This window comes from Isoptericola sp. NPDC056573 (assembly GCF_042793335.1).
In the GTDB taxonomy this organism is placed as follows: Bacteria; Actinomycetota; Actinomycetes; order Actinomycetales; family Cellulomonadaceae; genus Isoptericola.
Genome location: NZ_JBHTUY010000008.1, coordinates 184,323 through 197,118 on the forward strand (window position 1 = coordinate 184,323; position 12,796 = coordinate 197,118).

15 protein-coding genes and 1 pseudogene are annotated in these 12,796 nt (G+C 74.1%); 6 read left to right on the forward strand and 10 right to left on the reverse strand.

The annotated features are described in order from the left end of the window. Position 1: 1 nt before the first annotated feature. The 8 genes from ACFQ8E_RS15460 to ACFQ8E_RS15495 form a co-directional block, all read right to left on the reverse strand. Positions 2 to 361 carry an RNA-binding S4 domain-containing protein gene (locus ACFQ8E_RS15460; RefSeq protein ID WP_380318621.1) on the reverse strand — a complete coding sequence of 120 codons (360 nt, stop codon included), beginning with the start codon at positions 359 to 361 and terminating at the stop codon, positions 2 to 4. A gap of 12 nt (positions 362 to 373) precedes the next feature. Further along, the gene (locus tag ACFQ8E_RS15465) at positions 374 to 1,027 is read right to left on the reverse strand and encodes a response regulator (protein WP_430551453.1); all 654 of its coding nucleotides are present in this window, start codon (positions 1,025 to 1,027) and stop codon (positions 374 to 376) included. After that, entirely contained in the window at positions 1,024 to 2,352 is a 1,329-nt protein-coding gene (locus tag ACFQ8E_RS15470) for a sensor histidine kinase (protein WP_430551454.1), read from the reverse strand. The genes ACFQ8E_RS15465 and ACFQ8E_RS15470 overlap by 4 nt, the downstream gene beginning before the upstream one ends. 77 nt (positions 2,353 to 2,429) lie before the next feature. Continuing rightward, positions 2,430 to 3,029: an NADPH-dependent FMN reductase gene (locus ACFQ8E_RS15475; RefSeq protein ID WP_430551455.1), complete on the reverse strand. Its 600-nt coding sequence runs from the start codon at positions 3,027 to 3,029 to the stop codon at positions 2,430 to 2,432. Then, a complete protein-coding gene (locus ACFQ8E_RS15480) occupies positions 3,026 to 3,286 on the reverse strand; it encodes a hypothetical protein (protein WP_430551456.1) in 261 nt (86 codons plus the stop codon). The genes ACFQ8E_RS15475 and ACFQ8E_RS15480 overlap by 4 nt, the downstream gene beginning before the upstream one ends. Before the next feature lie 3 nt (positions 3,287 to 3,289). Further along, positions 3,290 to 3,550, reverse strand: coding sequence for a hypothetical protein (locus ACFQ8E_RS15485; RefSeq protein WP_430551457.1), 261 nt, complete (start codon positions 3,548 to 3,550; stop codon positions 3,290 to 3,292). Next, positions 3,547 to 3,735, reverse strand: coding sequence for a hypothetical protein (locus tag ACFQ8E_RS15490; RefSeq protein WP_430551458.1), 189 nt, complete (start codon positions 3,733 to 3,735; stop codon positions 3,547 to 3,549). The genes ACFQ8E_RS15485 and ACFQ8E_RS15490 overlap by 4 nt, the downstream gene beginning before the upstream one ends. A gap of 16 nt (positions 3,736 to 3,751) precedes the next feature. After that, positions 3,752 to 4,678 carry a hypothetical protein gene (locus ACFQ8E_RS15495; protein ID WP_430551459.1) on the reverse strand — a complete coding sequence of 309 codons (927 nt, stop codon included), beginning with the start codon at positions 4,676 to 4,678 and terminating at the stop codon, positions 3,752 to 3,754. 147 nt (positions 4,679 to 4,825) lie between these two features. On the opposite strand from ACFQ8E_RS15495, the pseudogene aspA reads away from it, so the two are divergent. Together aspA and ACFQ8E_RS15505 are read left to right on the forward strand one after the other, a co-directional pair. Further along, positions 4,826 to 6,259 (forward strand): annotated as a pseudogene (aspA, locus tag ACFQ8E_RS15500) (aspartate ammonia-lyase); the annotation flags it as partial. Between the two features lie 134 nt (positions 6,260 to 6,393). Next, positions 6,394 to 7,701, forward strand: a complete 1,308-nt coding sequence (locus ACFQ8E_RS15505; protein ID WP_430551460.1) for an anaerobic C4-dicarboxylate transporter — start codon at positions 6,394 to 6,396, stop codon at positions 7,699 to 7,701. Positions 7,702 to 7,707: 6 nt separating this feature from the next. Here ACFQ8E_RS15505 and ACFQ8E_RS15510 read toward each other — a convergent pair whose 3' ends face one another. Beyond that, positions 7,708 to 8,124, reverse strand: coding sequence for a cupin domain-containing protein (locus ACFQ8E_RS15510; protein WP_430551461.1), 417 nt, complete (start codon positions 8,122 to 8,124; stop codon positions 7,708 to 7,710). Further along, a complete protein-coding gene (locus ACFQ8E_RS15515) occupies positions 8,121 to 9,038 on the reverse strand; it encodes a helix-turn-helix transcriptional regulator (RefSeq protein ID WP_430551462.1) in 918 nt (305 codons plus the stop codon). Before ACFQ8E_RS15515 ends, ACFQ8E_RS15510 begins: the two co-directional genes overlap by 4 nt. Before the next feature lie 101 nt (positions 9,039 to 9,139). Between ACFQ8E_RS15515 and ACFQ8E_RS15520 the strand changes: the two genes are divergently transcribed. The 4 genes from ACFQ8E_RS15520 to ACFQ8E_RS15535 all read left to right on the forward strand — a co-directional run bounded on the left by ACFQ8E_RS15520 (position 9,140) and on the right by ACFQ8E_RS15535 (position 12,721). Further along, positions 9,140 to 10,540 carry an MFS transporter gene (locus ACFQ8E_RS15520; protein ID WP_430551463.1) on the forward strand — a complete coding sequence of 467 codons (1,401 nt, stop codon included), beginning with the start codon at positions 9,140 to 9,142 and terminating at the stop codon, positions 10,538 to 10,540. Positions 10,541 to 10,736: 196 nt separating this feature from the next. Beyond that, complete coding sequence (locus ACFQ8E_RS15525; RefSeq protein ID WP_430551464.1) at positions 10,737 to 11,627, forward strand: aldo/keto reductase; 891 nt, start codon at positions 10,737 to 10,739, stop codon at positions 11,625 to 11,627. Positions 11,628 to 11,630: 3 nt separating this feature from the next. Further along, entirely contained in the window at positions 11,631 to 12,359 is a 729-nt protein-coding gene (locus tag ACFQ8E_RS15530; protein WP_430551465.1) for a carboxymuconolactone decarboxylase family protein, read from the forward strand. After that, positions 12,356 to 12,721, forward strand: coding sequence for a DUF2255 family protein (locus tag ACFQ8E_RS15535; RefSeq protein ID WP_430551466.1), 366 nt, complete (start codon positions 12,356 to 12,358; stop codon positions 12,719 to 12,721). Before ACFQ8E_RS15530 ends, ACFQ8E_RS15535 begins: the two co-directional genes overlap by 4 nt. The last annotated feature ends 75 nt before the right edge of the window (positions 12,722 to 12,796 follow it).

Genomic DNA, 12,796 nt, shown 5'->3' on the forward strand with positions numbered 1-12,796 from the left:
CCTAGCGACGGCCGCCGCGCAGCCGGTCGATCTCGCGCCGCTCGCGCTTGGTGGGGCGGCCGGCGCCGCGGTCGCGCACGCCGACGGCCTCCCGCTCCTGGCGGGTGGGCACCGGCGGGCTCTCGTCGCGGTACGCCTTGACGGCCAGCGGAGCGCCGACCCGCTTGGGCAGCAGCTCGACGACGACGACCTTGCGGTCGCGCAGCGGGTCGCGCCAGGTGACGGTGTCGCCCACGGTGACGGACGTCGACGGCTTGGCCACCGTGCCGTTCACCCGCACCCGCCCCGACCGGAGCAGGGCGGCCGACGACGACCGGCTCTTGAAGAGCCGCACCGCCCACAGCCACACGTCCACGCGCACGACGTCAGCCTCTCACGACGACCGCCCGGCCAGGCCGCTCTCGTACGCCGCGATGACGAGCTGCACGCGGTCGCGGCACCCGAGCTTGCGCAGCACCTCCGACACGTACGACTTCACGGTCTGCTCCCCGATGAACAGGGCGTCGGCGATCTCCGCGTTCGACAGCCCGCGCGCGACGGCGAGTAGGACGTCCGTCTCCCGCGGCGTGAGCGTGCCCAGCTCCGGCGCCGGACGCCGTACGGCCGCCCGGGCCGCGAAGTCGTCCACCAGCCGCCGCGTGACCTGGGGGCCCAGCAGCATCGACCCGTCCGCGACGAGGCGGACGCCCTCGATCAGCCGCTCCCCCGTCACGTCCTTGAGCAGGAACCCGCTCGCCCCGGACCGCAGGGCGTCGTACACGTACTCGTCGAGGTCGAACGTGGTGAGGATCAGCACGCGCGTGGCGGGGTGGTCGGCAGCGATCCGGGCGGTCGCGGCGATGCCGTCGAGCACCGGCATGCGGACGTCGACCACGGCCACGTCCGGCTCCGTGCGGGCGACGAGGTCGAGCAGGTCCCGGCCGTCCCCGGCGGTCCCGACCACCTCCAGGTCCGGCGCCGAGCCGAGGATCGCGGTGAACCCGTGCAGCACGACCGGCTGGTCGTCGGCGACGACGACCCGTGTCACGCGACGCCCGCGGCGTCGCGCCGGACGTCGCGTCCGACGGCGGGCACCGCCTCGCGCGGGCCGACCGGCAGGCTGACGACGAGCACGAACTCCGGCCCCTCCCGCTCCGCCGTCACGACGCCGCCGAGCGCCTCGACCCGCTCCCGCATGCCGATCAGCCCGCCCCCGGGCACGACGTCGCCCGCACCGGCCGGGGGGTCGACCGGGTTCGTGACCCGCAGCCCGGCGACGTCCGACACGTGCGCCAGCGTGATCGTCGTCGGCGCACCGGGCGCGTGCCGCCGGGCGTTCGTCAGCGCCTCCTGCGCGGCCCGGTAGAGCACGTAGCCCTGCGCGGCCGGCACGTCCTCGCAGTCCCCGGTGAGCGTGACGTCCTGGCCCGCGGCCCGCGCCTGCTCGACGAGGCCGGCGATGTCGCAGGCCGTCGGCTGCGGCGCCCGGGCGCTCCCGTCCGTGCGCTGCAGCACGGCGAGCACCTGACGCAGCTCGCCCAGCGCCTCGCGCGCGTCCCCGGCGATGTCGGCGAGCACGCGGCGGGCGTCGTCGCCCAGGTCCGGGTACGTGTACGGGGCGGACTCCGCGCGGACGGCCACGAGGGACACGTGGTGCGCGACGACGTCGTGCAGGTCGCGCGCGAGGCGCGCCCGCTCGACGGCGACGGACTCGACCTCCAGCGCGTGGCGCTCCGTGGCGGCGGCCGCCAGCGAGCGCCGCGACGACGCGCGCGCCGTGCGGACGACTGCGGCGACCCCGACGACGAGCGACACGGCCACCGTGTAGATCAGGCCCGCCTCGACTGGGCGCTCGCCGTCATAGCTCCCGGCGTGCACCGGGCCGATCGGGAGCGCCGCGGGCACGTTGGTCAGCGCGTAGAGCCACGCGCCCGCGAGGGTGACCACGAGCGGCACGACGGCGCGGCGCCACGAGTCCTGGACCACGAGGCACGTGATCATCAGCAGGGCCAGCCACCAACCCCACACGAACGTCCCGAGCAGCGGGACCGTGAGGAACGGCCAGGCCGCCAGGAGCGTCGCGAGGACGGGACGACGGCGGGCGACGAGCACGGCGGTGACGCAGCTCAGCCCCGCCGCCCAGGTGACGAACCACAGGAAGTACCCGGAGTCGAGCCACGAGGTCTCGACCAGGTAGGGCGTGCCCGCGGGGGTGTCCCAGGTGCCGTCCGGCTGCTCGACGGCGAGCGGTGCCTCCTCGACCCGCAGGGGCGACGCCAGGAGGAAGAGGCCGAGCACCGCGGCCATCGCCGCGGGCGCGACCCAGGCGCGGGCGGGCCGGAGGGGGTTCGGCGCGGCGACGGTCGAGGTCATGGCGACGATCATGGCCGCTCGGCCGCACCGCCCACCACCGCCGAGCGGGGGAGATCCGGTCCCCCCGCGCGGGGGGACTACTTGGTCGACGCCGGGTCGCTGTCGCCGATGTGCCCGGGCGCGGTGACGGCGAGCACGCGCTGCACGAACGCGCAGTACTCGTCCATGTAGTGCCGCAGGAAGCCGGCGGTGCTCTCGTTCGACACCTCGCCGTCCGGTCCGAAGTCGTCGGCGACGAAGGTGATGTAGGCCTCCGGGGCGTTGAGCTGCGGCGCGTCGAGGAAGCTGAGGACGGCGCGCATCGACGACTGCATGACGGCGGTGCCGATGCCGCCCGGGGACGCGCCGATGATGCCGACGGGCTTGCGCGCGAAGGAGTTCTGGCCCCACGGGCGCGAGCCCCAGTCGATGGCGTTCTTCAGGGCGCCCGGGATCGACCGGTTGTACTCCGGCGACACGACGAGCAGGCCGTCCGACGCCTCGACCGCCGTCTTGAAGGCCCTCCCCTCGGGCGGGTAGTCGGCGTCGTAGTCCCAGCTGTAGAGCGGGAGGTCCCCGATGGGGATCTCCGTGAACTCGAGGTCCTCCGGCGCCAGCCGGACGAGCGCCCGCGACAGCGTGCGGTTGATGGAGCCCTTCGCGAGGCTCCCGACGATGTAGCCGATCTGGTACGTCATGACGTCTCCCTGTTCCTCCCGTGCCGCGGCAGCTGCGCCAGGAGCGCCTCCGCGGCGGCCAGGTCACGGCCGTACACCGCCGGGACGCGGCGCTCCCCGGGCAGCGTGCCGCCGACGGCTTCCTCGACGACCATCCGTCGGGTGACGGCGGCGCCACCGGGGCCGTCGTCGTCCCGGAGCTCCACCGCGCCCACGACCCGCAGCAGCGGGATGCGCAGGAGCCGCGCGAGCAGGTGCACCCGGATGATCACGGCCACGGGTCACCCGCCGAGCCTGATGTCCCCGTACGGGTCGGCCCCCGCGCGCGACGACCCGGACCGGCGGCGCGCCTCGCCGTCGCGACCGCCGTCGTCGTCGACGCTCCCGCCGTCGTCCTCGCCGTCGAGGCGGGCGCGCAGGCCCGCGACGAGCGCCCGGGCGCCGGCCTCGATCTGTGCGTACCGCTCCCGCCCGGCCCGGGTGCCCACGACGTACCCGAGCCCGAAGAACAGGGCGCGGCCGAGCGTCCTCCGACCGATCATCCTGACCCCTCCTGGCCCTGCCGTGTGCGGATCGCCGACGCGACCGCGCTCGCGGCCGTCACGCCGACGACCGATCCGAGCGCGATCAGCCCCGACCGCACCGCCGTGCCGCCCGACCGCCGCGACCTGCGCCCCAGCGCCTCCGCGACCCGGTCGGCGAACGTCTTCTTGCGCCACCACGTCATCGTCGTGCTCCCGTCCCTATCGGTCGTGCTCGTCCTTGTGCCTGCGGATCCTCGTGACGATCTGCTCCTTGCGCAGGGACGTCGGCAGGTCGAGGCCCATCTCCACCCCGAGCGCGCGCAGCTCGTCCTTCGTCATCGCCTTGAGGTCCAGCGGGCCGGTGTCGGCGTCCGCCCCGAGCTGCCGTCCCTCGGACGCCACCTCCCGACGGCGCGCGTCGGCCTCCTCGACCCGCCGGCGGGCCTGCTCCGCCTCCTCCTCGGCCTCCCCCGCGAGCCGGTCGGCCCGGGCCCTGGCCTCGTCGGCCGCGCGCCGGGCGTCCTCCGCCGCGGCCTCGGCCAGCTCCCGGGCTCGCGTCATCTGCTGGCGGGCGCGCTCGACCGCCTCCTCGGCCTTCGCGCGAGCCCGGTCGGCCTCCGCCCTGACCTGCTCCACGTGCTTGCCGACGTCGGCCTCCGTCTCCTCCACCCGTCGGGCGGCGAGCTCGGTGGCCCGCCCGCGCTTCGCCGCGACGTACTCGTCCGCCTCGCGCTGCGCCTCCGCGGTGACCCGCTTCACCTCGCGGTCGCCCTCCGCGCGGGCCTCGGCCACCCGGCGGTCGCCCTCGGCCTCGGCCTCGGCCACGGCGTCGGCCTGCTCCTTCGCATGGCGGGCCTCGTCGTGCGCCCGCACCTCGAGCTCGTGCGCCCGCTCCATCGCGGCGTCCACCCGGCTCAGACGGCGCTGGTCGCCGTCGCCCGGGAAGGGGTTGGCGTCGGCCAGGGCGGCGACCGCCTGCTGCCCGGCCGACTGTGCGGTGCGGCCGGCGGACTGCACGGTGCGGCCGGCCGTGCGGGCCGGGCTCTTGACGCCCGCGTCCAGCATCCACAGGACGTTGCGCGGCAGGTCCGTCACGCCGCGCCGGGCCTGCCTGCCCAGCCACGTCATCGGGTTGGTCCTCGTCATGGGCTCCTCCTCGACTCGGGCAGCCGAACGACCACCGATGGCGCCCCCTGACGACTTCGTGCCCCTCCAGCACACGCCGGACCCCGCATGCACGCACGCCCACCTCTCGTCGGGTGCCCGGCCGGTGGCGTTGCTAGCGTCTGCCCCATGGCTGAACCCACGGCTGACGTGCGCGTCGAGGAAGACCTGCTCGGACCGAAAGAGGTCCCTGCGCAGGCGTACTACGGGATCCACACCGTCCGGGCGATCGAGAACTTCCCGATCTCCGGGACGACCATCAACGACGTGCCGGAGATGATCCGCGGCATGGTGATGGTGAAGAAGGCGGCGGCGCTCGCGAACCGGGAGCTGCGCGCCATCCAGCGGGACGTCGCGGACGCCATCATCGGCGCGTGCGACGAGGTGCTGGTCAAGGGGCGCTGCCTCGACCAGTTCCCGATCGACGTGTTCCAGGGCGGCGCGGGCACCAGCGTCAACATGAACACCAACGAGGTGGTGGCGAACCTCGCGCTGGAGCTGTCCGGCTTCCCCAAGGGCCGCTACGACGTCATCAACCCGAACGACCACGTCAACAAGTCCCAGTCCACGAACGACGCCTACCCCACGGGCTTCCGCCTGGCCGTCCATGCCCTCACCGAGTCGCTCGTGGTGGCGGTCCGACGCCTGTCGCGGGCGTTCGACGAGAAGGCGTCGGAGTTCGCCGACCTGCCGAAGATGGGCCGCACCCAGCTGCAGGACGCGGTGCCGATGAGCCTGGGGCAGGAGTTCGCCGGCTTCTCCGTCAACGTCGCGGAGGAGGTCAAGCGCCTGCGGAACGCGGCCGACCTGCTGCTCGAGGTGAACCTGGGCGCGACGGCGATCGGCACCGGCCTCAACACCCCGCCGGGCTACCCGAAGGTGGCGGCGCGGCGGCTCGCGGAGGTGTCCGGGCTCGGCACGGTGCCGGCGGAGAACCTCGTCGAGGCCACCTACGACAACGGCGCCTACCTGGCCGTGCACTCCGCGGTGAAGCGGCTCGCGGCCAAGCTGTCGAAGATCTGCAACGACCTGCGCCTGCTGTCCTCCGGGCCGCGCGCGGGGCTCAACGAGATCAACCTGCCCGAGCTGCAGGCCGGCTCCTCGATCATGCCCGCCAAGGTGAACCCGGTGATCCCCGAGGTCGTCAACCAGGTCTGCTTCAAGGTCATGGGCAACGACGTGACCATCACGCACGCCGCCGAGGCCGGGCAGCTCCAGCTCAACGTCATGGAGCCCGTGCTGGCGGAGTCGATGTTCGAGTCGATCCGGCTGCTGACCAACGCGTGCGACGCGCTGCGCACCAAGTGCGTCGTCGGGATCACCGCGAACGCCGACGTCATGCGGCAGCACGTGCTCGGCTCCATCGGCATCGTCACCTACCTCAACGAGGTGATCGGGCACCACAACGGCGACCTCGTGGGCAAGGAGGCGGCCCGCACCGGCGCCTCGGTGCGCGACGTCGTCGTCGCGCGCGGCCTGCTCACCGCCGAGGAGGTGGACAAGATCCTCACCACCGAGAACTTCCTGCACCCGCGCTACAGCGGCCGCTTCTACGCGCCCGACGAACGCGGCATCCCGCCGCTGGGCGAGGAGGGCGAGTCCTCGCGCGTCGTGGAGTCCGACGACGCGACGGGCGCGCCGTCCGACCCCGGGCACGAGCACGACGAGGCCTCCGACGAGACGGGTGAGGCCGCCCGGTGATCGTCGTCCAGTTCGCCGTCCTCCTCCTCTTCGTCTTCATCGGCGCGCGCCTCGGCGGGATCGGGATCGGGCTGGCGGGCGGCGCCGGCGTCATCGTCCTCGGGCTGCTGGGCCTCGAGGTCGACCCGGCGACGGGCGTCCCCTGGGACGTGCTGGGCATCATCATGTGCGTCATCGCGGCCATCGCCGCGATGCAGGCCGCCGGCGGGCTGGACTACCTCGTGGCGAAGACGGAGGTGCTGCTGCGCGCCCGCCCGCGCAGCATCACCTTCCTCGCGCCGCTCGTCACGTATGTCATGACGGTGTTCTCCGGCACCGGGCAGGTCGCCTTCTCGACGCTGCCGGTGATCGCGGAGGTGGCGAAGGAGTCGAACGTGCGGCCGTCGCGGCCGCTGTCCATCGCGGTGGTGGCGTCGCAGATGGCGATCGCCGCCTCGCCCATCTCCGCGGCGGTGGTGGCGATGGCCGCCGTCGTGGAGCCGCTGGGCGTCGACTACATCACGCTGCTCACGGTGGCCGGCGTCTCGACGCTGGTCGGCTGCATGGTCGGCGCCGTCGTCGCGTCCCGGCAGGGGGTGGAGCTGCAGGACGACCCCGTCTACCAGGAGCGGCTCGCCAAGGGGCTGGTGAAGCGCCGCGAGCGCACCGAGTTCGTCGCCAAGCCGCGGGCGCTGCTGTCGCTGATCATCTTCGCGGCGGCGCTGCTGGTCGTCGTGCTCTACTCGACGGCGGTGTCCGACTCGGTGGGCCTCATCGAGAACCCCACCATCACGCGCAGCGGCGCCATCATGACGTTCATGCTGCTGGCGGGGCTGCTCATCGCCCTGCTGTGCAAGATCGACGTGGGCACGGTCATCACGCAGCAGACGTTCCGCAGCGGTATGAGCGCCGCCGTCTGCATCATCGGCGTCGCGTGGCTGGGCAACACGTTCGTGCAGGGGCACACGGCCGAGATCGAGGAGCTGGGCGGCGACATCATCGAGCGCTACCCGTGGATGCTCGCGGTCGTGCTGCTGCTCGCGTCGGCGCTGCTGTACTCGCAGGCGGCGACGACGATCGCCCTCATGCCGGTGGCCGCCGGGATGGGCGTGGCGGCCACGACGATGGTCGCGTCGTTCCCCGCCGTCACCGGCCTCTTCCTGCTGCCGACGTACACCACCGTGGTCGCCGCCATCGAGCTCGACGACACCGGCACCACCCGCATCGGGAAGTACCTGTTCAACCACTCGTTCATGGTGCCGGGGCTGGTGGCCGTCGCGTCCGCCGTCGCCATCGGGTTCGGCCTGGCGCCGCTGCTGATCTGAGCGGCGTCAGACGTCGAGCCACGGCGCGGCGGCGTACTCCTCGTCGCTGACGTGCTCGATCCAGGTCGTCGTGGCGGCCGGGTCGTCGGCGTTCTCGAGCATCGCCAGGTGCTCCATGAAGTCGTCCGGCGACGCCCCGTGCCAGTGCTCCTCCCCCGGCGGGCAGTAGACCGTCTCGCCCGGCCGGGCCTCGACGACCACGCCGTCGCGCGTGCCGACCAGCGCCACGCCGGACACCACGTGCAGCGTCTGGCCGCGCGCGTGCGAGTGCCAGGCCGTGCGGGCGGCGGGCGCGAACCGCACCAGCGCCACGACCATCCGCTGGTCGCCCTCCTGCGGCGTGACGATCGGGTCGAGCCACACGTCGCCGCGGAACTGCTCGGGCGGGTTCTTCGTGGTCGCGGGGCGGGGAAGCTTCTTCATCGGTCGGTGGCTCCTTCTCGGGCGGAGGCGGCGGGCGCCGTGAGCGTGGTGGCCGCCCACGACGCCAGCAGCTTGAGCCCGTCCTCGGACGGCGAGCCGGGCTGCGCGGTGTACACGTTCATCTGGAGCCCCGGGTCGGCGGGCAGCACGAGGGCCTCGTAGTCGAGCTCGAGCAGCCCGACCGCCGGGTGGTGGAACACCTTCGTGCCCGTGCGGTGCAGGCGCACGTCGTGCGACGCCCACAGCCGGCGGAAGTCCTCGCTGCGCGTGGACAGCTCGCCCACCAGGGCGGTGAGGGCCTTGTCGTACGGGTTCTTGCCCGCCTCGGCGCGCAGGATCGCGACGGCGTCGTGGGCCATCCGCGGCGACTTCTCGCCGAAGAACGCCGCGGCGGCGTCGGGGTCGAGGAAGTGGAAGCGGGCGCTGTTGACCGGCTTGCCCGCGACCTGCTCCGGCGAGTCGTACAGCGGGGCGTACAGGGCGCGGCCCAGGACGTTGGTGCCGAGGACGTCGAGCCGTCCGTTGCGGACGAAGGCGGGGACGTCGCCCATGGCGTCGAGGATCCGCTGCACGGCCGGGCGCACGGAGCCGGGCGGGGTGCGGCGCGCCCGCGACCGGGCCGCGCCGGACGCGTTGGCGGCCCGCGCGAGGTCGAACAGGTGCAGCCGCTCCGCCTCGTCGAGCTGGAGCGCCTCCGCGAGCGACTCCAGCACCTCCTCGGACACCCCGCCGAGGTTCCCGCGCTCCAGCCGGGTGTAGTAGTCGACGCTCACGCCCGCGAGCATCGCCACCTCCTCGCGCCGCAGCCCCGGCACGCGCCGGTTGCCGCCGTACGCGGGCAGGCCGGCCTTGTCCGGGGTGATCCGCGCCCGGCGGGTGGCCAGGAACTCGCGCGTCTCCGCCTTCAGGTCCATGCCTCGACGGTACGTCGGCCCCCTCCGGCGTGGGAGGTACTGGCGTTACCCGGGCCGACCGGGACTCCCTCGCGGCGCCGCACAGGCGTCGACTGGTCGCCATGACCACCACCTCCGTCGCGGCGACCCCCACCACCCGGCTCGCCGGCCCCGCCCCGGCGTCGTCGCGCACTGGCGCGATCCTCGCGATCATCCTCGTCGGCTACTTCATGGTGATCCTCGACAACTCGATCGTGATCACCGGTCTGCCGCACCTCCAGGACGAGCTGGGGATGTCCGCCACGGCCCTCGCCTGGGTGCAGGACGCCTACCTGCTGACGTTCGGCGGCCTGCTGCTGCTGGGCGCCCGCGCCGGCGACGTCCTGGGGCGGCGCCGCATGTTCGTGGCCGGGCTGGCCCTGTTCACGCTGGCGTCCGTCGCCGTCGGGCTCGCGCCCACGGGCGGGTGGCTGGTCGGCGCCCGCGCGCTCCAGGGCGTCGGCGCGGCGGTGCTCGCGCCGTCGACCCTCGCGCTGCTCACGGCGAGCTTCCCCGAGGGGCCGGAGCGCACCCGCGCGACGGCGGCGTACGGCGCGGTGGCGGGGATCGGCGCGAGCGTCGGCCTGGTCGTCGGCGGCCTGCTCGCCGACCTCGTCTCCTGGCGCGCGGGCTTCCTCGTGAACCTGCCCGTCGGCGTCGTCATGCTGGTCGCCGGGCTGCGGGTGCTGCCGGAGACGCCCCGGTCCCCCGGCCGCTTCGACGTCCCGGGGGCGCTGCTGGCCACGCTCGGCCCGACGGCGCTCGTCTACGGGTTCGTCCGTGCCGGGGACGACGGCTGGGACGACGCCGGGACCCTCGCGGCGCTCGGGCTCGGCGTCGCGCTCCTGGTCGCCCTCGTGGTCGTCGAGCGCCGCGCCGCGCAGCCGGTGCTGCCGCTCGGCCTGTTCGCGAGCCGCGAGCGCGTGGGCGCCTACGCGGCCCGGCTGCTCTTCATCGGCGCGATGATGGGCTTCTTCCTCTTCACCAGCCAGTACCTGCAGGACGAGCGCGGGTTCACCGCGCTGGCCGCCGGGTTCGCGTACTTCCCGATGACGGCGGTCAACTTCGCCGTCGCGCTCGCCGTGCCGCGCCTGCAGCGACGGACGAGCGGCCCGGTGCTGCTCGTGGCCGGGCTGGTGCTCGCCGTCGCGGGCATGGCGTGGCTGGGCGCGGTCGATGCCGACACCTCGTACGCCGTCGGCATCGCGCTGCCGATGACGTTGATCGGCGCCGGGCAGGGCCTCGCCTTCGGCCCGCTGACGGCGTCCGGCATCGCGGGAGTGGACCGGTCGCAGGCCGGCGCCGCGTCGGGGGTCGTGAACTCGGTGCACCAGCTCGGCGGGGCACTCGGCATGAGCCTGGTGCTGGCGCTGTCCGGCACGTACGCGGCGGCCATGACCGCCGGCGCGGTGCTGCTGCTGGCCGCGCTCGTCGCCGCCGTCATGCTCGTGCTCCCCTCGGCACGTCGAAGCCCAGGTGCGTGAGCCGCTCGTCGCCAGCACGTACATTGCGACAGCCTGCTCGTGGACCCGCGACCTGTTGCTCGTGGATTCGCGGCGTCCTGCTCGTGGATTCGCGGCGTCCTGCTCGTGGATTCGCAGCGGCTCTGCGGGAGGTTCCCCCGGGCGGGGTACCAGCAGGACCTCCCGCACCTGGCGACCCGCTCGTAGCGTGAAGGACATGACGAATCCCGTCCCCACCCTCACCCTGAACAACGGCGTCGAGCTGCCCGCCCTCGGGTACGGCGTCTTCCAGACCCCGCCGGACGAGACGGTCGCGGCGACCGCCGAGGCGCTGCGCGTCGGCTACCGGCACATCGACACCGCCGCCGCGTACGGCAACGAGCGCGAGGTCGGCGAGGCGCTCCGCCGCTCCGGCGTCGACCGCGCGGACGTGTTCCTCGAGACGAAGGTCTGGATCAGCGACTACGGGTACGACGCGACGTGGCACGCGTTCGACAAGAGCGCCGGCAAGCTGGGCGTCGACACGATCGACCTGCTGATCCTGCACCAGGCCCTGCCGTCGCGCTTCGACCTCACCGTCGACGCCTACAAGGCCCTCGAGTCCCTCCTCGCGGACGGCAGGGTCCGCGCGATCGGCGTCAGCAACTTCATGCCCGAGCACCTGGACCGGCTGCTGGCCGAGACGTCCGTGGTGCCCACCGTCAACCAGGTCGAGGTGCACCCGTACTTCCGCCAGCCCGACGTGCTGGCCGCCGACGCGGCGCACGGCATCCTCACCCAGGCGTGGTCGCCCATCGGCGGCATCACGTTCTACCGCGACTCCGGCCACACCAGCACGCTGCAGGACCCGACGATCCTGCGTCTCGCCGAGGCGCACGGCGCGACGCCCGCGCAGGTGATGCTGCGCTGGCACCTCCAGCAGGGCCGTTCCGCGATCCCCAAGTCCGTCACGCCGAGCCGCATCGCGGAGAACCTCGACGTCACCGGCTTCGAGCTCACCGCCGACGAGCTCGCCGCCATCGACGCCCTGGACACCGGCCGCCGCGGCGGCCCCGATCCCGCCGACGTCACGCTGGAGACGTTCGGCCGCGAGATCCCGGAGGCCTGACCGATGCCCCTCGCCGACACCTCGCTCGCCGCCACCGACCCGGAGCTGGTCGCGATCGCGGACCGGTTCGCCGACGACGTCGAGCGCGACGCCCCGCTCGCCCCGCGACTGCGGGGCCTGCTGCGGGTCGCCGCCGTCGTCGCGACCGGCGGCACCGCCGTCCTGCGGGTCGAGCTCGACGACGCCCTCGCCGCCGGCGTCACGCCGGTCGAGCTCAAGGAGGTGCTGTACCAGGCGGTCCCGTACGCGGGGCTCGGCCGGGCGGTCGACGCGCTGGTGGTGGCGAACGAGCTGCTCGCCGACCACGACGTCGAGCTCCCGCTGCCCGGGCAGGCCACGGTGACGCCCGCGACGCGCGCCGCCGACGGCCTCGCCGTGCAGAAGCGGATCGTCGGCGCCGACGCGGTCGACGCCATGCACGCGAACGCCCCCGCCGACGAGCAGCACGTGCAGCGCGCCCTGGCCGCGCACTGCTTCGGCGACCACTACACGCGCGGCGGCCTCGACGTTCCGACCCGCGAGCTGGTCACGCTGGCGCTGCTCGTCGCGCTCGGCGGGGCCGACCCGCAGGTGGCCGGGCACGTGCGCGCGAACCTCCACGTCGGCAACGACCGCGCCACGCTGGTCGCGGTCGTCACCCAGCTGCTGCCCGTCGTCGGATACCCGCGCACGCTCAACGCCCTGCGCGCCGTCGACGACATCGCCCCGTTCCCCGCCGAGGAGGAGTCATGACCGACTGGAACCCCGCCGACCTGGCGGCGATCGACGGCGACGGCGAGCTCCGCGTCGCCGCGCACCGCCCCGACGGCACGCTGCGCACGCCCCGCATCGTGTGGCACGTCGTCGTGGACGGCGCGCTCTACCTGCGCTCCGTGCGCGGCGTCGAGGGCGCCTGGTATCGCGGCGTGCAGCGCACCGGCACCGGCGAGATCGACGCCGGCGGCGTCCGCGCCGAGGTGACGTTCACCCGCGACGACGCCCACGACGACGCGATCGACGCCGCCTACCACGCCAAGTACGGCGACGGCTCGGCGGTGCGGTCGGTCACCAGCCCGACCGCGCGCTCGACCACCCTGCGCGTGGAACCGCGCTGACCTCCCCCGCACCCTCTGCCGGACCGCCCGGGTGCGACGGTCGGCGGCGGGGCCGACGATCGGACGAGGCATCGG